Annotated in this window: 21 protein-coding genes and 1 riboswitch; of the genes, 13 read left to right on the top strand and 8 right to left on the bottom strand. The window is 73.0% G+C overall.

Translation table 11 applies throughout. The features are described from left to right. Nucleotides 1-181: 181 nt before the first annotated feature. Together AC2H4J_RS17810 and AC2H4J_RS17815 are read right to left on the bottom strand one after the other, a co-directional pair. Complete coding sequence (locus tag AC2H4J_RS17810) at nucleotides 182-1,477, bottom strand: TetR/AcrR family transcriptional regulator (RefSeq protein WP_487466224.1); 1,296 nt, start codon at nucleotides 1,475-1,477, stop codon at nucleotides 182-184. A gap of 67 nt (nucleotides 1,478-1,544) precedes the next feature. Further along, entirely contained in the window at nucleotides 1,545-2,762 is a 1,218-nt protein-coding gene (locus tag AC2H4J_RS17815; RefSeq protein ID WP_487466225.1) for a multidrug effflux MFS transporter, read from the bottom strand. Between the two features lie 205 nt (nucleotides 2,763-2,967). Here AC2H4J_RS17815 and AC2H4J_RS17820 point away from each other — a divergent pair, with 205 nt between their 5' ends. The 5 genes from AC2H4J_RS17820 (at nucleotide 2,968) to AC2H4J_RS17840 (ending at nucleotide 9,006) form a co-directional block, all read left to right on the top strand. Continuing rightward, on the top strand, nucleotides 2,968-4,146 hold the full coding sequence (locus AC2H4J_RS17820; protein ID WP_487466226.1) for a sugar ABC transporter substrate-binding protein: 1,179 nt from the start codon (nucleotides 2,968-2,970) through the stop codon (nucleotides 4,144-4,146). Continuing rightward, the gene (locus AC2H4J_RS17825; RefSeq protein WP_487466227.1) at nucleotides 4,143-5,690 is read left to right on the top strand and encodes a sugar ABC transporter ATP-binding protein; all 1,548 of its coding nucleotides are present in this window, start codon (nucleotides 4,143-4,145) and stop codon (nucleotides 5,688-5,690) included. Before AC2H4J_RS17820 ends, AC2H4J_RS17825 begins: the two co-directional genes overlap by 4 nt. Next, nucleotides 5,683-6,792, top strand: a complete 1,110-nt coding sequence (locus AC2H4J_RS17830; protein ID WP_487466228.1) for an ABC transporter permease — start codon at nucleotides 5,683-5,685, stop codon at nucleotides 6,790-6,792. The genes AC2H4J_RS17825 and AC2H4J_RS17830 overlap by 8 nt, the downstream gene beginning before the upstream one ends. Before the next feature lie 110 nt (nucleotides 6,793-6,902). Next, nucleotides 6,903-8,072, top strand: coding sequence for an acyl-CoA dehydrogenase family protein (locus AC2H4J_RS17835; protein ID WP_487466229.1), 1,170 nt, complete (start codon nucleotides 6,903-6,905; stop codon nucleotides 8,070-8,072). Between the two features lie 28 nt (nucleotides 8,073-8,100). Continuing rightward, on the top strand, nucleotides 8,101-9,006 hold the full coding sequence (locus AC2H4J_RS17840) for a VOC family protein (protein WP_487466230.1): 906 nt from the start codon (nucleotides 8,101-8,103) through the stop codon (nucleotides 9,004-9,006). A gap of 197 nt (nucleotides 9,007-9,203) precedes the next feature. Here the strand turns inward: AC2H4J_RS17840 and AC2H4J_RS17845 are convergent, their stop codons facing one another. Further along, nucleotides 9,204-10,454 carry a flavin reductase family protein gene (locus AC2H4J_RS17845; protein WP_487466231.1) on the bottom strand — a complete coding sequence of 417 codons (1,251 nt, stop codon included), beginning with the start codon at nucleotides 10,452-10,454 and terminating at the stop codon, nucleotides 9,204-9,206. Between the two features lie 172 nt (nucleotides 10,455-10,626). On the opposite strand from AC2H4J_RS17845, the gene AC2H4J_RS17850 reads away from it, so the two are divergent. The 3 genes from AC2H4J_RS17850 to AC2H4J_RS17860 all read left to right on the top strand — a co-directional run bounded on the left by AC2H4J_RS17850 (nucleotide 10,627) and on the right by AC2H4J_RS17860 (nucleotide 13,250). After that, nucleotides 10,627-11,877 carry a bifunctional 3,4-dihydroxy-2-butanone-4-phosphate synthase/GTP cyclohydrolase II gene (locus AC2H4J_RS17850; protein ID WP_487466232.1) on the top strand — a complete coding sequence of 417 codons (1,251 nt, stop codon included), beginning with the start codon at nucleotides 10,627-10,629 and terminating at the stop codon, nucleotides 11,875-11,877. Nucleotides 11,878-12,063: 186 nt separating this feature from the next. Continuing rightward, entirely contained in the window at nucleotides 12,064-12,216 is a 153-nt protein-coding gene (locus tag AC2H4J_RS17855; protein ID WP_487466233.1) for a hypothetical protein, read from the top strand. A 77-nt stretch (nucleotides 12,217-12,293) separates the two neighbouring features. Then, nucleotides 12,294-13,250, top strand: coding sequence for a D-2-hydroxyacid dehydrogenase family protein (locus AC2H4J_RS17860; protein ID WP_487466234.1), 957 nt, complete (start codon nucleotides 12,294-12,296; stop codon nucleotides 13,248-13,250). Nucleotides 13,251-13,294: 44 nt separating this feature from the next. On the opposite strand, the gene AC2H4J_RS17865 is transcribed toward AC2H4J_RS17860, so the two are convergent. Continuing rightward, complete coding sequence (locus AC2H4J_RS17865; RefSeq protein ID WP_487466235.1) at nucleotides 13,295-13,801, bottom strand: C40 family peptidase; 507 nt, start codon at nucleotides 13,799-13,801, stop codon at nucleotides 13,295-13,297. Between the two features lie 11 nt (nucleotides 13,802-13,812). Further along, nucleotides 13,813-13,978, bottom strand: a riboswitch (cyclic di-AMP (ydaO/yuaA leader). 370 nt (nucleotides 13,979-14,348) lie between these two features. Between AC2H4J_RS17865 and AC2H4J_RS17870 the strand changes: the two genes are divergently transcribed. Then, nucleotides 14,349-14,882 (top strand): hypothetical protein, encoded by a 534-nt coding sequence (locus AC2H4J_RS17870; RefSeq protein ID WP_487466236.1) that lies wholly within the window; start codon nucleotides 14,349-14,351, stop codon nucleotides 14,880-14,882. Between the two features lie 3 nt (nucleotides 14,883-14,885). Here AC2H4J_RS17870 and AC2H4J_RS17875 read toward each other — a convergent pair whose 3' ends face one another. After that, entirely contained in the window at nucleotides 14,886-15,314 is a 429-nt protein-coding gene (locus tag AC2H4J_RS17875) for an ATP-binding protein (RefSeq protein WP_487466237.1), read from the bottom strand. A 72-nt stretch (nucleotides 15,315-15,386) separates the two neighbouring features. On the opposite strand from AC2H4J_RS17875, the gene AC2H4J_RS17880 reads away from it, so the two are divergent. Together AC2H4J_RS17880 and AC2H4J_RS17885 are read left to right on the top strand one after the other, a co-directional pair. Beyond that, nucleotides 15,387-15,752: an STAS domain-containing protein gene (locus AC2H4J_RS17880; RefSeq protein WP_487466238.1), complete on the top strand. Its 366-nt coding sequence runs from the start codon at nucleotides 15,387-15,389 to the stop codon at nucleotides 15,750-15,752. Between the two features lie 10 nt (nucleotides 15,753-15,762). Next, on the top strand, nucleotides 15,763-17,970 hold the full coding sequence (locus AC2H4J_RS17885) for a SpoIIE family protein phosphatase (RefSeq protein ID WP_487466239.1): 2,208 nt from the start codon (nucleotides 15,763-15,765) through the stop codon (nucleotides 17,968-17,970). Here the strand turns inward: AC2H4J_RS17885 and AC2H4J_RS17890 are convergent, their stop codons facing one another. Beyond that, the gene (locus AC2H4J_RS17890; RefSeq protein ID WP_487466240.1) at nucleotides 17,971-19,284 is read right to left on the bottom strand and encodes a GmrSD restriction endonuclease domain-containing protein; all 1,314 of its coding nucleotides are present in this window, start codon (nucleotides 19,282-19,284) and stop codon (nucleotides 17,971-17,973) included. A 199-nt stretch (nucleotides 19,285-19,483) separates the two neighbouring features. On the opposite strand from AC2H4J_RS17890, the gene AC2H4J_RS17895 reads away from it, so the two are divergent. Continuing rightward, nucleotides 19,484-19,822, top strand: a complete 339-nt coding sequence (locus tag AC2H4J_RS17895; protein WP_487466241.1) for a hypothetical protein — start codon at nucleotides 19,484-19,486, stop codon at nucleotides 19,820-19,822. Nucleotides 19,823-19,832: 10 nt separating this feature from the next. Next, complete coding sequence (locus tag AC2H4J_RS17900) at nucleotides 19,833-20,528, top strand: maleylpyruvate isomerase family mycothiol-dependent enzyme (RefSeq protein ID WP_487466242.1); 696 nt, start codon at nucleotides 19,833-19,835, stop codon at nucleotides 20,526-20,528. Between the two features lie 7 nt (nucleotides 20,529-20,535). On the opposite strand, the gene AC2H4J_RS17905 is transcribed toward AC2H4J_RS17900, so the two are convergent. Beyond that, a complete protein-coding gene (locus AC2H4J_RS17905) occupies nucleotides 20,536-20,850 on the bottom strand; it encodes a transcriptional regulator (RefSeq protein ID WP_487466243.1) in 315 nt (104 codons plus the stop codon). After that, the gene (locus tag AC2H4J_RS17910; RefSeq protein WP_487466244.1) at nucleotides 20,847-21,566 is read right to left on the bottom strand and encodes a hypothetical protein; all 720 of its coding nucleotides are present in this window, start codon (nucleotides 21,564-21,566) and stop codon (nucleotides 20,847-20,849) included. The genes AC2H4J_RS17905 and AC2H4J_RS17910 overlap by 4 nt, the downstream gene beginning before the upstream one ends. Between the last annotated feature and the right edge of the window lie 14 nt (nucleotides 21,567-21,580).

Below are 21,580 nucleotides of genomic sequence, written 5' to 3' on the forward strand. Positions count from 1 at the left end.
TCGCCGCCAAACTCAACGGGCGCCCCCGCAAGACCCTGGGCTTCAAGACCCCAGCCGAAGTCCTCGCCCGACTACTCTCCGAAGATCAACAAGCTGGTGTTGCGACGACCAGTTGAATCCGCCCCTCTGATGACCACGACTTCGTATGACTGGACGAAGCGGACCCGGGTCCGGGCGGGGGTCAGACCCGGGCGAGCGGTGCGGCCACGGCCGCGAGCATGGTCACCAGCAGCTCGTCGAACAGCTCCACGTCCCAGGTGGGCACGTCCAGCTGGTTGGACATGAACAGCCCGTCGAACAGGGCGATCGTCAGCAGCGACATCGCGGCGGGCAGCCCGGGGTCGGCGTCGGCGCCGAGGACGTCGGCGTACCACTGCTCGGTGACCAGCCGGGCCTGGCGGCGGACGGCGACGAACCGGGTGCGCGCGGCGGGCGGGTCGGCACGCTTCAGCAGCAGGAGCAGGTGGCCCATCCGCAGGAACAGTGGCCGCTCCGCGAGGCTGCGCAGGGTCACCGAGTAGTGCTCCAGCAACGCCTCCTGCCACGTCGTGCCCGGAGCCGGGGGCCGCCACGAGGGCTGGGCCACGTACCACTGCTGGTAGGAGTGCTCGATGACGGCGGCGAGCAGGTCGTCCTTGTCCTTGAAGTGCCAGTAGAGGGAGCTGGCCGGCAGCCCCGCCCGCTCGCAGATCCGCGAGATCGAGGCGCCGTCGTACCCGCTCTCGGCCGCGATCTCGGCCGCGGCCCGGAGCAGCCGGGAGCGGCCGGAGTCGGGATCGGCGTCGACCAGGTGCGGCGCCGGTGCCGGCACGCGGCCGGACCGCGGCAGCGACTGGCCGCTGATCAGGTGACGGGCGACGGCGTCCAGGCCCACGGCGAGCAGCCGGACCGGTGGCTGGAGGTCCTCGCCGGAGTCGGACTGGTGGGCCAGGAAGAGCCCGTCCATGGCGACGAGCGTCAGCAGCGCCAGCGTCCGCGCCCGGTCGGCGCGGGTGGCCTCGTCGCCGTCGTCCTCCGTCGCGAGCGACTGCGCCCACCACCCGGACAACCGGGCCAGCGCGGCGGCCCGGACCGCCAGGAAGCGCTCGCGCGGCCCCTCGCCGACGGCGGGGCCGGTCTCCAGCGCGATCATCAGCCCCATCCGCCAGAACCCGGGTTCCTCGTCCAGCCGGCGGGAGAGGGTGCCGATCTCGTCGACCAGGGCGTCGACCCGCGGGCGGGTGGCGTCGAACTGCGACCAGGGCGGTGTGGTGTCGTCCCAGATGCGGAACCCGTGCTCGAGGGCGTCGGCGAGCAACTCGTCCTTGTTGCGGAAATGCCAGTAGACCGAGCTGGCCGGAAGACCGCTGGCCTTGGTCACCTGCGCCAGGGTGGTGCCGACGTAGCCGCGCTCCCCGGCGATGCGCAGCGTCGCGTCCAGGATGGTGCGGCGCGAGGCCTCGCCCTGCGCATGTCGTCGGTCGGTCTGCCTGGCCATGTCCTGCTTCCCGGGTGGGGTCTTGCGGTACGACGGTGGCTTCGATCTTAGTGAGCGCAGCGGCGGATCACCGGTCCCGACGGCGGAGCGCCAGGCGCAGCGCTCCCAGCAGTCCGATCCCCGCGACCGCCATGGTCAGGCCCATCGTGGGGCCGGAGGCGCCGGCGAGCGAGACCAGCGGCGGAACCGCGGCACCGAGCAGGAACGGGCTGGCGCCGAGCAGAGCGGCCGCGGCCCCGGCATCCGCGGGGTGCGGGGTGAGCGCGAGGGCCGTGCTGGTGCCCAGTGACATGCCCAGCCCCGCGAGCACGAGCCAGAGCGGGAGGACCAGCACGGCCAGCGGTGCCGAGAGCACCAGGGCTCCGCCGGAGACCACGGTCGCCGCGGTGGTGACGAGCACGCCGCAGGTCAGGGTCGCGCCGGCGCCGATGCGGCCGACCAGCCGGACGCTGACCTGGCTGCCCAGGACCAGCCCGACCCCGTTGGCGCCGAAGAGCCAGGCGTAGGCGATCGGCCCGAGCCCGTACCCCTCCTGCAGCACGAAGGCGCTCATCGAGATGTAGGTGAACAGCACGACCCCGAACAGCGCGCTCATCGCGAGGAAGCCGCGCAGGTGGGGGTCGGCCAGCAGCGAGCGCAGCGCACGGCTCCGGTGGGGGACCGCTGCGCGGGCCGCGGCCGGCCGGGTCTCGGGGACCAGCCGCCAGCACGCGAGGAGCAGCACCGCGGCGATGACGCCCAGCGTGAGGAAGATCCCGCGCCAGTCGGTGAAGGCCAGCAACTGTCCGCCCACCATCGGCCCGACGATCGGTGCCAGCCCGGTGACCAGCATCAGCTGGGAGAACACCACCGCCGCGCGCGACCCGGCGTAGACGTCACGCACCACCGCCCGGGCGATCACCATCGCGGCGGCGCCGGACAGCCCCTGCACCAGCCGGAGGACCAGCAGCAGCCGGATGTCGGACACGACCGCGCACAGCAGTGACGCGACGAGTAGCACCAGCACGCCGCAGCGCAGCGGAACCGTCCGCCCGACCCGGTCGCTGAGCGGACCCGCGACCAGCTGGCCGAGCGCGAGACCCACGAGGCAGACCGACAACGTCAGCTGCGCCAACGCCGGGGACGTGCCGAGCGACCGGGCGAGCTGGGGCAGCGCAGGCAGGTAGAGGTCGGTGACCAGCGGGGCCACCGCGGTCAGTGCCCCGAGGACGACGAGCACGTGGCGCCGCAGGGCTGCCGGCACCGGCTCCTGGGCGACAGGCGCGGCGCGCATCGTCTCGCTCACCGGCGCAGTGTTTCCGGCTCGCGACCAGGTGGTGTCCGGCCGCGGTCCACTCTGCGGCACGCATAGCTGTGTGACCGAGGCAACTGATCAGCAAGGTCTGCCTGCCGACGTCTGGCGACCGGAGCCCGGTCACCCGGCGGCGGTTCCCGCTCGTGGACCACACCTAGCGGTCGGCCAGGCCGACGGCACCGACGGAGGAACATCGATGTCACGTCAACGCACGACCGTCCGGAGGAGCGCAGCGGCCGTCGCCGCGCTCGCGACCGTGGCCCTGCTCGGGGCCTGCGCCCAGGGCAATGCCGGTAAGGCGAACACGGGTTCCTCCGGGGACAGCGCCGCCGGCATCGCCCAGGCCAAGGAGGCGGTGGCCGGCTGGAGCAAGCCGCTCACCGAGTACCCGGAGGAGCCGGCGCTGTCCAAGACGCCGGACATGAAGGGCAAGAAGGTCACCATCATCCCGCTCGGTGACAACATCCCGGTCATCCACGGCGTCGCCGTCGGCGTGCAGGACGCCTTGCAGAACGTCGGCGCCACGGGGTCGATCTGCGACGGCAAGTTCAACCCGACCGCCGTCGCCGACTGCCTCAAGCAGGCCGGCGACCAGGGTGCCGACGCGGTCGTGACCCTGTTCATCGACTACGCGATGGCCGGCACGGCGTTCGACGCCCTCGCCGACAAGGGCGTGAAGGTCCTGGTGGGCGCGGTCGCGGAAGACCCTGCGCGCAAGTCCGACGGCACCCTCGCCTTCTACGACAACACCGGCCGGGTGAGCAAGCTCTACGACGCGCTGTCGATGGCCGCGCTCGCCGACGGCGGTGAGAAGACCAACGCACTCTGGGTGCGGCTGATGGACTCCACCACCACCCGGGGGGCGAGCGAGAGCGGCGTCGCGTCGTTCAAGAAGCTCTGCCCGACCTGCGGCGTGGCGACGGCGGACTTCACCACGGCGAACCTCGACAAGCTGCCCTCGGCGGTCAGCGCGGCGCTGGTGGCGCACAAGGACACCAACGTGATGATCGTGCCGGTCGACAGCTTCGTCGGTCCCGCACTCCAGGGCCTGCAGAGTGCCGGCCTGGCGGACAAGGTGAAGATCGTCTCGTCCAGCTCCGACGTGGCCGGCCTGCAGCGGGTGAAGGACGGACAGCAGATCCACGACCTGGGCACGCCGGTGATCTACGAGGGCTGGAAGGTCACCAACGGCCTGATGCAGCTGATGGCCGGCGACCAGGTGAAGAAGGCCGACGTCCTGGTGACGCGCGACTTCAACGCCGACAACGTCGGTGAGCTGCAGCTGACCGACCAGGCCTACTTCACGATGGACTGGTTCGGCGACGACAGCTTCAAGGCCAACTTCCTCAAGGCCTGGGGCGTGAGCAAGCCGTGACGACCCCCCGGCTGGAAGCACGCGGCGCGAGCAAGACCTTCGGCTCGGTGACGGTGCTCGACGGCGCGCATCTCGTGGTCCAGCCGGGGGAGATCCACTCACTGGTGGGTCAGAACGGCTCCGGCAAGTCGACCCTGGTGAAGATCCTCACCGGCTACCACGGGCCCGACGCCGGAATGACGCTCGCCGTGGACGGGCAGGCGCTCTCCCTGCCCGTCCACTGGCGGGCCGCCCAGGCCGCCGGGGTGTCGGTGGTGCACCAGGACCTCGGCCTGCTCGACCACCTCACCGTCAGCGAGAACATCGGCATCGGCGGCTTCGTCCACTCCCGGCTCACCGGCCGGATCGACTGGCGCCGCCAGGACCGGGTGGCCGAGGCCGTGCTGCAGCGGCTGGCGATCCCGGTCTCGCCCCGGGCGCTCGTCGGCGAGCTGTCGGCCGCGCATCGGGCCGGGGTCGCGATCGCGCGCGCGCTGCGAGCCACCGTCCCCGGTGAAGGACTCATGATCCTGGACGAGGCGACCCGCGCTCTGCCGCGCGACGATCTCGCCCGGATGCACGCGCTGTTGCGGCGCGTCGTCGACTCGGGCACCTCGGTGCTGATGGTCAGCCACAACCTCGAGGAGGTGCTGTCCCTCAGCGACCGGGTCACCGTGCTGCGCGACGGGCGGGTGGCCGGCGACGGGCTGGCCACCGCCGACCTGACCGAGGCCGACCTGGCGCGGCTCATGCTCGGCAAGACCGTCGACGCCGTCGTCCGGCCGGTCGGGACCCCGCGCGAGCAGGTCGCCGCCGAGGTGCGCGGGCTCGCGCTGGACGGGCATCCGCCGCTGTCGGTGACCATCCGCAGTGGCGAGGTCGTCGGCATCACGGGGCTGCCGGGCACCGGCTTCGAGCGGGTGCCCTATCTGCTGGCCGGTGCGGTGAAGGCGCAGGCCGGCACGGTCCGCACCCCCTCGGGCCAGGTCGACCTGGCCCGCGGCGGCGTGTGCGAGGCACTGGCGGCCGGCGTCGCGCTGGTGCCTGAGCGCCGCGGGCGGGACGGCGTCGCCGTCGAGCTGAGCGTCCGAGACAACCTCGCGCTCCCCAGCCTGCGTCGCCGCGGCCGGAGCTGGCACGTCGGCCGCGGCTGGCAGCACCGGCTCACCGCCGACTCGGTCGCGAAGCTCGGGATCAAGTCCCGCTCCGGCGACGACCTGGTCAAGGAGCTCAGCGGCGGCAACCAGCAGAAGGTGCTGTTCGCCAAGTGGCTGTCCACCGACCCCGACCTGCTCGTGCTGCACGAGCCCACCCAGGCGGTCGACGTCGGGGCGCGGGCGGACCTGCTGCGGGCCGTCGGCGACGCGGCGGCCGCCGGGCGCGGCGTGCTCTTCGTCAGCACCGAGCCCAGCGACCTCGCCGAGATCTGCGACCGGGTGCTGGTCCTGCACCCCGGTCAGGAGCCGGTCGAGCTCCGCACCACCGACCCCGACGTCGTCCTCGACGCCGTCTACTCAGCCCCCCTCACCTCAGCACCGATCCCCTCCGGAGCCAGCCATGCCTGAGACCACCCAGCGCAGGACCGACGCCACCGGGTCGCCCGTCGACGTCGGGGTCGACGACGCGCAGACCCGGCAGCGACTGGTCGCCGACAGCCCCGAGGTGCCGGCCGGCAGCGAGCCGGTGGTGACCGGGGAGCAGCCCGCGCGCCGCCCCGGCGGGCTGCTGCGCGCCCTCTCCGCGAAGTACGCCCTCATCGGCGTGTGGGCGCTGATGGCGCTCTACTTCTACGCGCAGGTGCCGGCCACGTTCGGCACCTCCGGCACATTCTCCTCCATCTTCGGTTCCCAGCAGGTGCTGGTCTTCCTCGCGATGTCGGCGCTGATCACGCTCGTCGTCGGAGAGTTCGACCTCTCCGTGGCCGCGATGATGGGCATCACGGCGACCACGATCCCGGTGCTGGCCGGCGTGCACGGCATGAACATCGTGCTGGCCTGCGTCCTGGGGGTGGGCGCGGCGGTGGTCGCCGGTGCGGTGAACGCCTTCTTCGTGGTCGTGCTCGACGTCTCGTCCTTCGTGGTGACCCTCGGCATGGGCACGCTGCTCACCGGCATGGCCCAGATGGTGTCCGGGTCGACGATCGTGTCGGTGCGCAGTCGCGGGCTGGCCAAGATCTTCATCGGCGAGCTGTTCGGGCTGCCCTACGCCTTCTACTACGGCATCGTGCTCGCGCTGCTGCTCGCCTACGTGCTGGCCTGGACCCCGCTGGGTCGCGCGATGATCTTCGTCGGCGCCAACCGCGAGGTCGCCCGGCTGGCCGGCGTCCGGGTGCAGCGGATCCGCTTCGGCGCCTACGTCGTCGCCGGTCTGCTGGCGGGGCTCTCCGGCCTGATCCTGGTCGCCTCGGTGGGCGGCTTCGACTCCTCGACCGCAGCCACGTTCCTGCTGCCGGCGCTGGCCGCGGTCTTCCTCGGCACGGCCGTCGTGCACCCGGGCGCGTTCAATCCGATCGGCACCATGGTCGCCATCTACTTCCTGGCCACCGGCATCTTCGGGCTGCAGCTCCTGGGCTACGCCGGCTGGATCCAGAACGTCTTCTACGGCGCCGGCCTGGTGGTCGCGGTCGCACTGGCCAAGATCGTCCGTTCCCGCTCCCGGACGGCCTGACCCGCGCCGGCGCGGCCCCGCCGTGCCGGAGACCGGAACGCGGCCGTTGTGGCCCGGGCCACACCCTTTCTAGCCTCTCTGTAGTGATCGTCCCAGAATCGAGGAAACCAATGCACGAGGTCGTGGAGAAGGTCCACAAGGCGGCCGACGTCCTGCGCGAGGAGGCCGTGCCCAGCGACCAGCTCGGCCGGCTGACCGACCGCAGCGTCGCTGCGCTGCACGAGACCGGCCTGGTCCGGCTGCTCCAGCCGAAGGAGTGGTCTGGCTACGAGGCGCACCCCAACGACTTCCTCGAGGCCGTCATGGCGGTCGGCAACGCGGCGCCGTCCGCGGGCTGGGTCTCCGGCGTGGTCGGCGTGCACCCGTGGGAGATCGCCATGATGGACCCGCGGGTGCAGGAGGAGATCTGGGGCGAGGACCCGGACACCTGGACGGCGTCGCCGTACGCGCCCTTCGGCCGGGCCAGGAAGGTCGACGGAGGCTTCCTCTTCACCGGGCAGTGGCCGTACTCCACCGGCACCGACCACGCCAAGTGGGTGATCCTCGGCGGCATCGTCCTCGAGGACGACGGCAGCGTCGGCATGCCGCCGGACATCCGGCACTTCGTCATCCCGCGCGCGGACTACGAGATCGTCGAGGACTCCTGGAACGTGCTGGGCCTGGAGGGCACCGGCTCCAAGGACGTCCGCATGACCGACGTCTTCATCCCCGACTACCGCGTCGTCGAGGCCGCCAAGATGCTGGCGGGTGACTACGAGGGCCGCCAGGAGGGCAAGGCGCTCTACCGGCTGAAGTTCCCGCTGGTGTTCTCGGCCGCCATCGGCGCCGGCACCCAGGGCATCGCGCAGGGCGCGCTCGCGGCCTACCGCGACTACCTCTCGACGCGGGTCTCGGCCGACGGCACCGTGGGGCGCACGGACCCGACGCAGCTGGTCACCTACGGGGAGGTCGCGGCCGACATCGCGGCGAGCCGCTCGCACCTGCTCACCTCGACGGCCGAGCTCTACGACTTCGTCTCCAAGGGTGGCGAGGTGACCCGCACCCAGCGGCTGACCTTCCGCCGCGACCAGGTCCGGGCCACGCGCCGTTGCGCGGACGCCATCGACCGGCTCTACAAGCTCAGCGGCGCGGCCGGCATCCGCAAGGACTTCCCGAACGAGCGGTACTGGCGCGACCTGCAGGTCGGGCTGAGCCACATCTGCAACGTCGCGGAGAACGTCTACACCGGCTGGTCGACCGACGACCTCGGCGGCGAGGCGTCCCCGGCCCTGTTCGTCTGACCCTCACCCCGACCGAAGGAGAATGCACATGATCACGTCGCTCGCCTACCTCGGGGTGCGGTCGCCCCGGGCCGAGGACTGGCGGGAGTTCGGCACCGGCTTCCTGGGTGCCGAACTTGCCGCGGACGGCCCGGACGGCTCGGTGCGCCTGCGGGTCGACGACGCCGCCTGGCGCATCCAGATCCACCCCGCCGAGACCGACGAGGTCGCCTACTTCGGGTGGGCGGTCGACCACGAGGAGGACCTCGACCTCGCCACCGAGCGGCTCGCGGCGGCCGGGATCCAGGCCGAGCGCGGATCGGACGAGCTGGCCGCCGCCCGCGCGGTCAACCAGCTGATCACGTTCACCGACCCGTGGGGCTTCCCGCACGAGATCACCTGGGGACAGCACTTCTTCCCCTCGACCTTCCGCCCCGGCCGGGCCATCTCCGGCTTCGTCACCGGGACGCAGGGTCTCGGGCACGTGCTGCTGCTCATGCCGGACATCGAGGCGGGCCACCGGTTCTTCCACGACGTCCTGGGCTTCCAGCTGTCCGACAAGATCATCGTGCCCGGCCGGCTGAACGCGCGGTTCTACCACGTCAACCAGCGGCACCACACGCTCGCGCTGGGCCAGTGCCCGCCCGGCGTCGCCGGCTTCAACCACCTGATGCTGCAGATGAAGTCGATCGACGACGTCGGCTCGGCCTACGACATGATCGAGGAGAAGAACGTTCCCCTCACGCTGAGCCTGGGCCGGCACACCAACGACAAGACGTTCAGCTTCTACTGCGCGACGCCGTCACTGTTCAACGTCGAGGTCGGCTTCGACGGCATCGAGGTCGGGGAGGGCTGGGTGCCCTACACCTACGGCGAGGCCATGATCTGGGGCCACAAGCTCGACCCGGAGGCCAAGAACCGCCCGCCGGGCATCATGCACCCGCTGGCCGACTGAGGCCCGACGCCACTGCCCCGGACGCTCCGGCGTCCGGGGCAGTCGCGCGTCCGGGGCCCCATGATGATCAGGTTCCCTGATCATCATGGGTCCTCCCTCACGGTCGACCGCGGGGGAGGACCCGGAACGGTGGGGGAGGACGTCGGCCGGAGCCCGTTGGGCCTCCGGCGGGCACGTCCCGCTGTCAGAGCCCGCCGTCAGAGCGGGAAGTCGGCCTCGTACCAGTCGCGGTAGTCCAGCGCCCGCGCGGCGCCGGTACCCACGGCCAGGTCGCGCTCGACCGCTGCGGCGCCGGCCCGGAGGCTCTCGATCCAGGACTCCACGGTGCGCCCGGGCACGCCGGCCGGCAGCTGGGTCACCCGCAGCACCATGGCCACGGCGCCGTCCGGCCCGCGGACCGGGACGACGATCGACCCGACGTCGTAGGTCGTGTCGGGCTCCACCTCGGTGTCGGCGAACACGTGTCGGGCGCCGGCGAAGGCGGCGCGCACGGCGCGTTCCCGCGCGGGGGTCAGTTCGCCGGCCGCGTACTCGGCGAGCGCGGCGTGCATCCGGTCGTAGTCGGCACGGACGTCGGGGCCCACGAGGGTCAGTGCGACGCCGCGGCGGGCGACCGACGTCAGACGTTCGCGGTAGCAGGCGACGACCTCCGGGTCGGGCGGCGTGATCCGGCCCAGCCACCGTTCGGTCAGCTCGGGGTTGCCGGCGACATAGGCCTCGCCGAGCGGGGGGATCAGCGGGATCCGCTGGCCCAGGGGCTCGGTCATCGCGGCCTGGCCGCCGTACGCCGTGACGGCGGTGGTCAGCTCGCCGGGGCTGACCGCGACGAGCGCCGCGGCCTCGCAGCCGAGCCGCCGCGCGAGCCCCTCCACCTGGGTGCGCGCGCGGTCGCCCAGGCGGACGGCGGCGATCAGGTCGGCGTCGGCCTTGGCCGCCATGCCGCCGGGGGAGAAGCCGCCGTATCCGCCCTGGAAGAACAGCAGTGGCGTGACCGGCCGCGAGACCTCGACCGCCTCGACGGAGCACAGCACGATCCAGTGGTCGCCGGCCTCGACGGTCGACTGCTGGCGGCAGTGGACGTGGGCCACGGCGCCGGTGAGCGCGGGCGCGCCGAGTGCTGACGGCGTCCACTCCACCCCCTCGAACTTGTCCTCGCGCGGCACGGCCATCACGCGGCAGAGCCCGAGCTGGTCGTGGGCCAGCACGTTGATGCAGAAGGACGGCGCCTCGGCCAGCTGCGCCCAGGTGCGGGAACCGACCTGCGGCATGAACGCCACGAGGGGCGGGTCGAGGGAGACGCTGCTGAAGGTGCCCACGACCATGCCGACCGGCCGGCCGTCGACCATTCCGGTGACGACCGTGACGCCGGTGGGGTAGTGGCCCAGCACCTCGCGGAAGTGGCCGGGGGTCATCTCGGCCTGGACGGTCGCGGTCTCTGCTGTCGACACACCCCGAGGGTGCCGCCGGCCCGGGGCCGGGCCAAGCGGGGCATGCCGCACGACGGCACGACGGGGCCTGCCGGGGAACGATCCGACCGCCGGCTCTTGTCATCGGGGTCACACCGTGCTTCCCTTTCCTCTGTAGCGATCGATACAGGGAATCGCTGACCCAGGAGGCACCATGGACCACCGGCGTGAGCTGTCCACCGCGACCGTGCAGCGGGCAGTCGCCGCGCTGGCCGACGGAGGCATGGTGGTCGTCATCGACGACGCCGACCGGGAGAACGAGGGCGACCTCGTCGTCGCCGCCGAGAAGGTCACGCCCGAGCAGATGGCGTTCCTCGTGCGGCACACGACCGGCATCGTCTGCGCGCCCATGCCGGCGGAGCGGGCCGACGAGCTGCGACTCCCGCAGATGGTCACCCACAACACCGACGCCCACAGCACGGCGTTCACCGTCACCGTCGACGCCATCGGCACCGGAACCGGCGTCTCGGCGACCGATCGTGCCGTGACCTTCCGCGCGCTGGCCGATCCGGCCACCCGGCCGGCGGACCTGCGCCGGCCCGGTCACGTCTTCCCGCTGCGTGCCCGCGACGGCGGGGTGCTCGTGCGCGCCGGCCACACCGAGGCGGCGGTCGACCTGCTGCGCATGGCCGGCCTCTCGGGCGTCGGCGTCATCGGCGAGATCACCGCCGAGGACGGCGGCATGCGCTCGGGCGCGGACCTGCGCGCGTTCGCCGCGGCCCACGGCCTGCTCGTCCTCGACGTGGCCGACCTCGTGCGCCACCGGCGGGCGACCGAACGGCTCGTCGAGCAGGTGGCCGCCTCGGAGATGCCCACGTCGTTCGGGGAGTTCCGCGCGGTGGCCTACCGCAACGTGCTGGACGGCGTCGAGCACCTCGCGCTGGTCATGGGCGACGTCGCGGCCGCCGGCCACAGCGGGCGCGGCGTCCTCGTGCGGGTGCACAGCGAGTGCCTCACCGGCGACATCCTCGGCTCGCTGCGCTGCGACTGCGGGGCGCAGCTCGAGCAGGCGCTCGCCGAGATCGCGGCCGAGGGCTGCGGGGCCGTGGTCTACCTGCGCGGCCACGAGGGGCGGGGGATCGGCCTCGGCCACAAGATCCGGGCCTACGCGCTGCAGGAGGCGGGCCTGGACACCGTCGACGCCAACACCGCGCAGGGGCTGCCGGTGGATTCCCGCAGCTACGGCGTCGGGGCCCAGATCCTCGGCGACCTGGGGATCCGGCGGTTGCGCCTGATCACCAACAACCCCGCCAAGTACGGCGGCCTGGACGGCTACGGTCTCGACATCGTCGGCCGGGTGGCCCTGCCGGTCGTGGAGACGCCGCACAACGTGCGGTACCTGCGCACGAAGCAGGAGCGCATGCACCACGACCTGGTGCTGGCGACCGACGCCGCGGGACGGTGATCGACCGAGGTCACCGGTGGGCCGCCGTGCATCGGGTCGAAGCCGAAGTCGCCGACGAACGCCTGTTCCGCCGCATCCGGACCCTACGGCGCGGAGACGTCCTGCACAGGGCCGCGTTCGCGGGGACGTGATTGGTCTGCCGTTCGTTCGGGCATCTGACCCGTAACCGACACGAAGGAGGCGATCATGGGAATGATCAAGAAGCTCATGGCGTCCGGTATCGCCGCCAAGGTGATCCAGGAGGCCCGCAAGCCGCAGAACCAGGCCAAGATCAAGCGGGCCATCGCGGACTTCCAGGCAAAGCGCGCCAACCAGACCCGGCGTCCCGGCACCCGCTGAGCCCAGCGCACGTCCCGGCCCCCGTCCGCATCCGCGGGCGGGGGCCGTCGCGCGTCCCGACCTGGTAGACCCACCGCATGACCCGCATCGCCGTCCTCGACGACTACCAGTCCGTCGCTGCCGACTTCTGCGACTGGTCGACGGTCGCCGCGCCGGTCGACGTCACCACGTTCTCCGACACCCTGCCCGACGAGGAGACGCTCGCCGAGCGCCTGGAGCCGTTCGACGTCGTCGTCGCGATGCGTGAGCGCACCGCCTTCCCGCGCACCATGCTCGAGCGGCTGCCGAACCTGAAGCTGCTGGTCACCACCGGCATGCGCAACAAGTCCATCGACACGGCCGCGGCCGCCGAGCACGGCATCACCGTCTGCGGCACCGGGTCCCAGCCGACCGCCACGGCCGAGCTCACCTGGGCGCTGATCCTGGCGGTCACGAGGCACATCCCGCAGGAGGACGCCGGGGTCCGCGCCGGCGGCTGGCAGCAGACCATCGGCGGCGACCTCGCCGGCGCCCGGCTCGGCGTGATCGGCCTAGGCCGCCTCGGCACGCAGGTCGCGCGGATCGGGCAGGCCTTCGGCATGGACGTCGTCGCCTGGAGCCAGAACCTCACCGACGAGCGGGCCGCCGAGCACGCCGTCCGGCGGGTCGACCGGGACGAGCTCTTCGCGACGTCGGACGTCGTCACCGTGCACCTGCTGTGGTCCAGGCGCACCCGCGGCCTCATCGGCGCCGAGGACTTCGCGCTCATGAAGCACACCGCGGTGTTCGTCAACACCAGCCGCGGCCCGATCGTGCAGACCCAGGCGCTCGTCGACGCCCTGCGGGAGGACCGGATCGCCGGCGCCGGCCTCGACGTCTACGACCAGGAGCCGCTGCCGGCGGACTCGCCGATCCGGAACCTGCCCCGCACCGTGCTCACCCCGCACCTCGGCTACGTCACGCGCAACACCTACGAGGTCTTCTACGGCGAGGCTGTCGAGGACGTCGCCGCGTGGGTCGCCGGCCTGCCCATCCGTGTCATCGAACCGGGCTGAACCCCGGGATACCCACCCGTGCAGGCGGGCACCCCGGGGAGTTCTCAGGTCAGCCGGCGAGCCGAGTTGAACCCCGGCATGTAGGCGAGGTCGGTGACCGCCACCGGCTGTCCGTAGGTCGAGGCCTGGACGATCTGGCCGTTGCCGATGTACATGGCGACGTGGCTGACCGGGCTGTAGAAGAAGACCAGGTCACCCGGCTGAAGGTCGGTGTACGCCACCGGCGTCCCGATCGTCGACTGCATGCTCGACGAGTGCGGCAGGTCGACGCCCGCCGCGGCGTAGGCGTACTGCACCAGGCCCGAGCAGTCGAAGCTGTCCGGACCGGCGCCGCCCCAGACGTAGGCGTCTCCCAGCTGGGCGAGGGCGGTGTCCACCGCGACCTGCGCGGCCTGCGTGGGTGCGGCGACGGGGGCCGCCGCGACGGCTGCGGTGGTGACGCCGGTGCTGGCGAAGGCCGGCAGGGGAGCGAGGGTAACGCCGGCCGCGGTGAGCACGACGAAGGCCGCGCGACGGACCGGACCGGACGAGGGCGTGCGGGTACTGGGCACGGACGGGGATCTCCTGTTCTCCGCAGCCGCCTACCGAGTTAGCTGACGGGTTCGGGCGGGGAACGTGCGCCCGGCGCGGCCGGAGGGTCTCCGGCGCGCGCTTCACCCCACTACTGCGATGGGTCCCCGGCCCGGGCACGCACTGATGCACAGCGCCCGGTTCGGCGGCGTCCGGCCGGGGTCACACGGTGCGTGACTGAAGGGGCCGACCGGACGCGACGACGGTAGGTGCGCCCTCGAGCCCGTGCAGGTGAGGAGCTACCTGTGACCCCCGATAGCCGGTCACGATGGGTGGTCACCCCGGCCGTGCCTCGACCTGCGGCCTCGACGAGGTGCGGCCCGCGGAAGGACCGTTTTCCGGCTCCCACGGTCGCGCTGCGTGACTTCTCGAGCAGCGGCGCGGCGGCCACGCCGCGTGAGGGACGCCGCCGGCGGGCGCGGTCGGGCGCGGGCCGTCTCACGCCTCTGCGGCGCGGGCCCTTCGACCCCTCGCCCGCCCGACCGGAGCGCAATAGCGTCGGTGGAGTCGATCCCGAGGGGAGCGGTCATGGCCACCGCCGTCGTCGTCTACGAGTCCCTGTTCGGGGACGCCGAGAAGATCGCCCGTGCCATCGCCGACGGCCTGTCCGGCCACCTCCAGGTCGAGGTGATCGCCGCGCAGGACGCCCCCCGCCAGATCGGCCCCGACGTCCGGCTGCTCGTCGTCGGCGGGCCCAACCACGCGATGGGCATGCCCCGGCCGTCCACACGCAAGGGTGCGGTCGAGCAGTACGGCGCCGGAGTGGTCGCGGACCCGACGACCGGTCTGCACGAGTGGCTCGACGCAGCGGCGGTGCCCGCGGGGATCTCCGCCGCCGCCTTCGACACCCGCATGGACCATCCGTCGATCGTCACCAAGCTCGACCACGCCTCCAGGACCGAGGAGAAGCTGCTGCGCACGCTCGGCGCGACCCTCGCCGCGCCGGCCGAGCACTTCTTCGTCGTCGACGCGCGGGGACCGCTCGCCGACGGCGAGGAGGACCGCGCCCGTCAGTGGGGCGCGGCGCTGTCCGAGATCGTCACGGCCGGCTCGCGGCGCTGACCGTCAGGTCGGCAGCAGCCGCAGCTTCGGCGAGGCGTGGAGGCGCTTCTCGAGGGTCACCCGGTGCCGGCCGTCCTCGTCCTGGACGAAGTCGAGCCGGTCGACCAGCGCGCGCATGAGCACCAGGCCACGGCCGGGCTCGAGCGGGGAGCGCTCCTGCTCCATCGCCGTCGCCGCGGGGTCGAAGCCGTCGCCGTCGTCCACCACGCTGATCCGGCAGTTCTCGTCGTCGATGGCGATGTCGACCTGGTACTCCTCGTGCTCGCCGGCGTGCTGCACGACGTTCGCACACGCCTCGGTGAGGGCGAGCACGATCTCCTGGATGCCGGTCTCGGGGACGGCGAGGTACTGGAGCGCCTGCCGGAGCAGGCCCCGCACCAGCGGCACGCTCTGCGCGTCGGTCGGGAGCCGCACGCTGAAGTGCACGTTCACGGCAGCTTCCCTTCCTGTGAACCGGGTGACCTACCCTCAGTACGCCGAACGACGTGACGAGGGAGCCGATTCGTGCTGTTCGAAGTGGAACGGACGACGGTTGCCGGGCGTCCGGGGATCACCGTACGGGGTGACCTCGACATCGCGACGGCGCCGCAGTTCGCGCAGGCCGTCGACGCCCTTCTCGAGGCCGGCCACGTCGCCGTCCTCATCGATCTGACGCCGACGACGTTCCTCGACTCCTCCGGTGCCCGCGAGCTCATGCGCGTCTCGCGCAAGGCCGCGGCGGCAGACGTGACGCTGCACGTCGTCGCGCCGCGGTCGAACGGCCCGGTCCGGCTGACGGTCGATCTGCTCGATCTCGGCCGGCTCGTGCCGATCGTGACGTCGACGGCGGAGATCCCGACCGGCGTCGCCGGGTGGGACGCCGGCACGTAACGTCGCCGGGGTGAGCAGCCCGGCCGGTGGTCCCGTTCCCACCGACCCGGAAGCCCTGCTCCGCTGCGCGGACGAGCCGATCGCCATTCCCGGCGCGATCCAGCCGCACGGCGTCCTGCTCGCCCTCACCGAGCCCGACCTGGCCGTCGTCGTCGCCTCGGCCAACACGGCGGAGGTCTTCGGGCAACCGGTCGCCGCGCTCGACCAGCTCCTGTCCGACGGCGACCTGGGCCGCCTGCGCGCGGGACTGGCCGGCGACCTCGCCGAGGTCAACCCCCTGCGCGTGCAGATCGGCGGCGACGACGTCGACCTCGTCCTGCACCGCGCCGACGGGCTGCTGATCGCCGAGTTCGAGCCCGTCGCCGGCGCCGAGCAGGCGGGCGCCGCCTGGCACCGGCGGCTGCCCACCGTCCTGCAGCGGCTCTCGGCCACGGCGACGCTCGAGGACCTCACCGCGGTGCTCGCCCGCGACGTCCGCACGGTCACCGGCTTCGACCGGGTGATGGTCTACCGGTTCGACGCGGAGTGGAACGGCGAGGTCGTCGCCGAGGACCGCCGTCCTGACCTGGAGCCGTTCTTCGGCCTGCGCTACCCGGCCAGCGACATCCCGGCCCAGGCCCGGGCGCTGTACGCGACCAACTGGATGCGGATCATCCCCGACGCCACGTACACCCGGGTGCCGCTGGACCCGCCCATCGACCCCCGCACCGGCCGCCCGCTCGACCTGTCCGGCGCCATGCTGCGCAGCGTCTCGCCGGTGCACCTGGAGTACCTGGCCAACATGGGCGTGCGCTCGTCGATGTCGGTCTCGCTGATCGACCGCGGAAAGCTCTGGGGCCTGATCGCCTGCCACCACTACGCCGGCCCGCACCGCCCCTCGTATCCCGACCGGGTGGCGGCGGAGTTCCTCGGCCGGACGGCGTCGCTGCTGCTGCACACCACGGTGACCGCCGCCGAGCAGGGCGACGTCGTCGGCACCTCGCAGCGGCTGGCCTCCCTGGCCGGAGCGGTCGGGCTCAACCCGCGCGCGCTGACGGCCGCGCTGACCGACGGCGACGCCGTCCTCGGTCTGCTGCCCGCCGCCGGCGCGGCGGTGCGGATCAACGGCCAGCTGCAGCTGCTGGGCACGACGCCGCCGGCCGAGCGCGTGGTGCCGCTCGTGCGCTCGCTGCTCGACGGCGGCACCCCGGTGACCGACGCCGCCTCGCGCGTGGTCCCCGAGGCCGGTGACCTGGCCGACACCGCCAGCGGCGTGCTGGCCGTCGAGGTCGCCGGCGGGCGCGAGGACTTCCTCGCCTGGTTCCGGCCGGAGACGCTGCGCGAGGTCACCTGGGGTGGCAACCCGTACGCGTCCAAGACGGTGACGACGGACGACGGCCCGCGGCTGAGCCCCCGCCGGTCGTTCGACAGCTGGAGCGAGACGGTGCGCCGGACGTCGCGGCCGTGGCGCGAGCACGAGGTCGCCGCCGCGCGGTCGTTGGCCGCGCGCGTCACCGACGCCGCGCTCAGCCGCGCCGCCGAGGACAACCGGCTGGCGAGCACCCTGCAGCGCACGCTGCTGCTCGAGGAACTGCCGACGGTGCCCGGCGTCGCGCTCGCGGCGCGGTACCTCCCGTCGTCGGACGACGTCGTCGGCGGCGACTGGTACGACATCGTCCCGCTGCCGGGCGGGCGGGTGTCGATCGTGCTCGGGGACGTCGCCGGGCACGGGCTCGCCGCGGCCGCGATCACCGCGCAGCTGCGGCACGCCCTGCGCGCCCACCTGCTGCGGGCGGCCGGGCCCGCCGTCGCGCTCAGCGGCCTCAACCAGGTGATCTGCACGCTGCTGCCCGGCGAGATGGCGACCGCCGTGATCGCCGAGTTCGACCCGGCGACGGGTGAGGTGGTCGTCGCCAGCGCCGGGCACCTGCCCGTGCTGCACGCCGGCGCCGGGGGAGCGGACTACGTGATGGCCGGTCGCGGGCCGGCGCTCGGGGTGCTGGACGAGGCGCAGTACGCCGAGGCGCGACTGACCCCGGCCGGCGACGACCGGCTGGTGCTGTTCAGCGACGGTCTCGTCGAGCGCGGCCGGGGCGGGCTCGGGCAGGGCCTGGACGACCTGCGGACCGCGGTGGCCGCCGGGCCCGTCGACCCGCACGCGCTGCTCGACGCCGTGCTCGCCGACCTCAACCCGCCGGGCACCGACGACGTGACGCTGCTCTGCCTCGCCCGAACCTGATCAGGGTCGCTTCTCGCAGCCGATGCCGTCGCCGTCCCGGTCGAGCTTCGGGCTGTAGCCGGGGTCGCCACGGTGGACCGGAGCAGCACCGGCGGCCCAGGCCTCGGTGCAGTTGGCGAACGAGACCGACGGGGCGGGGGCAGGGGCAGGGGCTGGGGCCGGAGCGGGCGCCGGCTTGGGGGCGGGAGCCGGCTTGGGTGCCGGCGCAGGCGCGGGCGCGGGCGCGGGTGCCGCGACCGGCTCGGGGAGCTGCGCCACCACCCCGCCGGGCAGCGGCTCGTTCGGGCACGTGGCGAGGATCGTGGCGATGGCGTTCTTCTCGGCCTGGGTCATCCAGAGCCCGTAGCTCACCTTGACCGCGACCTGCCGCGCCACATAGGCGCATCGGTACGCCTTGTTCGGCGGCAGCCAGGTCGCGGCGTCGCCGTCCCCCTTCGACATGTTCAGCGGCCCGTCGACCGCCAGCAGGTTCAGCGGGTCGTTGGCGAACGCGGTCCGGCGGGCGACGTCCAGGCCCTGGGCGCCCTTCTGCCAGGCGTCCGACAGCGCGACGACGTGGTCGATCTGCACGGCTTCGCTGGTGCCCTGGCCGCGCTGGAAGCTGATCGCGCGGCCGGAGTACGGGTCGGCCAGCGAGCCGGTGAGCACGACGCAGTTGCGGGTGCCGGGCTTGAACGTCTCGCCGGTCAGGTCGCGCGCGAGGATGTCGTTGCGGGTGTCGCAGCCGTTGTGGTCGGTGTCGACCCAGCCGGCGCCGAACTGGTCGCGCGTGTAGCCGGTGCGCGGCGCGCGGCCTTTCACCTCGACGGCGGCCAGTGCCGCGAGGGCCGAGGTGCGGTCGGCCGCCGTGACGGCCGACGTGGTGGCGGCGTCGGAGAGCAGTCCCGCGGTCAGCCCGTCGGCCAGCACGGCGCTCTCGGAGGTCTCGGCCTGCTCCAGTGCCTTCTCCGCGGCATCCGCCGCGCGGGCCGCGTCTTCTGCCGACGTGTCCGGTGCGGCCGACGTTCGCGTGGGGGCCACCTCGGACGACGCGGCCGTGGGGGTGGTCGGCGGTGCCGCGATGCCACCCGCGGCCAGCGCGACGATGCCCGCCGCGGCGACGTAGGCGGCGATCCGCCGGCTACCGATGAAGGCCCACTGCGCCCGTCCCGCGATCGCGGCACCGGCGGCGATCAGCAGGGCCGCCGTCCCGAGCACGGCGAGCGCGCCCGCGATGCCCTGGCCGGCCGCGCCGGCGATCACCAGCACGAGGACGACGGCACCGACCACCCCGGGCAGGATCCAGCGTGATCGGGACGGCGACTCGGCGGCCATTGGGACTCCTCCACGGGAACGGCGACGAGCCGGAACCTAGGCGCGTGGCGAGCCGCCCGGGTGGTCCGACACGGAGCCCTTCCTCGCGCGTCCTCCCTGGCCACACGCGCATCGCAGGCACCGGCGATCCGGTCCTCAAGCTCTGGCGTGGTTGTGCCGATCAACCAAGGGACGACACGTCGAGAAGGGGGAGAGCACCGTGCTGCTCAGCTGTCGGGCAACGTCGCCCGCACCGGATTCGCAGATCGTGGCCGAGATCCAGCAGGTTCTCGACCGGCGCGGTTCGATGAAGCACGCCCCGGTGTCCGTGGCGGTGTCCGACGCCGTCGCCCTCGGGATCGCCGCCCTCTTCAGCAGCCCGACCGAGTCGGGTCAGGTGCTGGAGCGCTTCCAGCGTCGCGGTGCCATCGACAGCGCCGTCCTGCTCCAGGCCGTCGAGTTCGAGCAGGGCTACGCCTCGCCCGAGGGTCATGCCGCGCTCTACTGCCTCGCGGGCTGGATCCGCGCGCAGGTGCACAAGAGCAGCGCCGACTCCTAGATTCAGCGGCATGACCGCCCCGCAGCACGACGCCGCCGAGACGTGGTGGAGAGCGGGCGAGCGCACGGTCGCCCGCCTGGTGGATGACCTGACCGACGACGACCTCGCCGGCTCGTCAGCCCTGCCCGACTGGTCGCGCGCGCATGTCGTCGCCCATCTCGCCCGCAATGCCGACGCCCTGATCAACCTGCTCGACTGGGCGCGGACCGGCGTCGAGACGCCCATGTACCCGTCCCGCGAGGCCCGCGACGCCGGCATCGAGACGACGGCCGCGCTGCCGCCGGCCGAGCTGCGCGCCGACTACGCGGCCGCCTGCGCCCGCTTCGCCGGGGCGGTCGACGCCATGCCGGACGACGCGTGGACGGCAATCCTGCGCAACATGCAGGGTCGCGAGCTGCCGGCGTCCGGGGTGCCATGGATGCGCGCGAAGGAGATCTGGGTGCACGGCGTCGACCTCGCCGCCGGGCTCACGTTCGCCGACGTCCCCGCCGACTACTGCACCGCGCTGGTCGACGACGTCCACGGCCTCTTCGCCGCCCGCGGCGAGACGCCCGACGCGACGCTGGTGGCCACGGACGTCGACCGCACCTGGGGCTCGGGCGCAGCGCAGCTGCACGGCCCGGTGGGCGCGATCGCCGCCTGGCTGACCCGCGGCGACGCCTCGGGGCTTCGCGGTGCGGCGCCGGCGGCACCGACCTGGCTCTGAGCCGCCGTCAGCTGCCGGCGCCGTCGACCGACCGGATCAGCAGCTTGAGCTGCTCGATCTCCTCGCGCAGGGCGGTGTGCCCGGCCTTCGTCAGGCTGATCCAGGTGCGGGCGCGCTTGCCCGCGTAGCCCTTGTCGATCGTGATCAGCCCGGCGTTCTCGAGCACGCTCAGATGCTGGGAGAGGTTGCCCGCGGTGAGTTCCAGGCTGGTGCGCAGATAGCCGAACTCCACCTGTCGCGCCTCGTGCGCGACGGTCAGGATGCCGAGGCGGACCCGCTGGTGGACGACGTCGTTGAGTCCGTTGGCCGGATGACCGGTCACCGCCGGCCCTCCCGCCGCGGCCGCTGGACGAACGCGAACGCGATCGCGCCGAGCAGCAGCAGCCCGCCCTCGACCAGCAGTCGGGGGAGGAAGGCCCACACGGAGACGTGGCCGCTGATCCGGTGCAGGAACACCGCGGGCCATAGGGCGACCGCGAGGTAGGCGGCGGTCAGCACCACCAGGCCCCAGCTGCGCTCGACGCCGGCGAGGAAGAGCAGCGCCAGTCCGATGGCCGTGGCCGGACCGGCCAGCCCGGCGAAGGCGGCGAGCTGCGCACCGCGCAGCGGCAGGCCCAGGACGTTGTTGCCGATCGGCGGGTGCATGGACATCCACACGGCGGCGACACCCATCAGCAGCGCCAGGACCACGCCGGCGACGACGTACCGGATCACCCGGGTCCCGACGCCCCGGGCCTGCGCGTGACGCACGTAGAAGGTGGCGATCAGCGCGTAGGCGATCACCAGCGCCACCGGCCAGTACACGAGTCCGGCGCCTGAGTAGACCAGGCAGACCCGGGTCCCACCCTGCCCCGTCCGGCAGGTGAGGGAGGGGTGGACGTAGCGGTACACGGGGATCGCGGCGAACGTCGCGAAGGCGAAGACCACGAGGGGGAACCACGTCGCCCGCTGGGCAGCCCTCACCCGCCGGGCGAGCTGTCGGCTGTCCTCGAGGAGACGCCGCGGGCCGTCGTCCGCAGTCGCCGAGGAAGTTGCCATGGCAATCAGGTTTG

This window comes from Blastococcus sp. OS1-29, from assembly GCF_057628075.1.

Excerpts from the sequence above, each read along its gene's own strand:
- AC2H4J_RS17840 (WP_487466230.1), top strand. The coding sequence starts at position 8,101 with ATGATCACGTCGCTCGCCTACCTCGGGGTGCGGTCGCCCCGGGCCGAG.
- AC2H4J_RS17830 (WP_487466228.1), top strand. The coding sequence starts at position 5,683 with ATGCCTGAGACCACCCAGCGCAGGACCGACGCCACCGGGTCGCCCGTC.
- AC2H4J_RS17810 (WP_487466224.1), bottom strand. The coding sequence starts at position 1,477 with ATGGCCAGGCAGACCGACCGACGACATGCGCAGGGCGAGGCCTCGCGC.
- AC2H4J_RS17855 (WP_487466233.1), top strand. The coding sequence starts at position 12,064 with ATGGGAATGATCAAGAAGCTCATGGCGTCCGGTATCGCCGCCAAGGTG.
- AC2H4J_RS17900 (WP_487466242.1), top strand. The coding sequence starts at position 19,833 with ATGACCGCCCCGCAGCACGACGCCGCCGAGACGTGGTGGAGAGCGGGC.
- AC2H4J_RS17910 (WP_487466244.1), bottom strand. The coding sequence starts at position 21,566 with ATGGCAACTTCCTCGGCGACTGCGGACGACGGCCCGCGGCGTCTCCTC.
- AC2H4J_RS17835 (WP_487466229.1), top strand. The coding sequence starts at position 6,903 with ATGCACGAGGTCGTGGAGAAGGTCCACAAGGCGGCCGACGTCCTGCGC.
- AC2H4J_RS17870 (WP_487466236.1), top strand. The coding sequence starts at position 14,349 with ATGGCCACCGCCGTCGTCGTCTACGAGTCCCTGTTCGGGGACGCCGAG.
- AC2H4J_RS17860 (WP_487466234.1), top strand. The coding sequence starts at position 12,294 with ATGACCCGCATCGCCGTCCTCGACGACTACCAGTCCGTCGCTGCCGAC.
- AC2H4J_RS17850 (WP_487466232.1), top strand. The coding sequence starts at position 10,627 with ATGGACCACCGGCGTGAGCTGTCCACCGCGACCGTGCAGCGGGCAGTC.
- AC2H4J_RS17820 (WP_487466226.1), top strand. The coding sequence starts at position 2,968 with ATGTCACGTCAACGCACGACCGTCCGGAGGAGCGCAGCGGCCGTCGCC.
- AC2H4J_RS17890 (WP_487466240.1), bottom strand. The coding sequence starts at position 19,284 with ATGGCCGCCGAGTCGCCGTCCCGATCACGCTGGATCCTGCCCGGGGTG.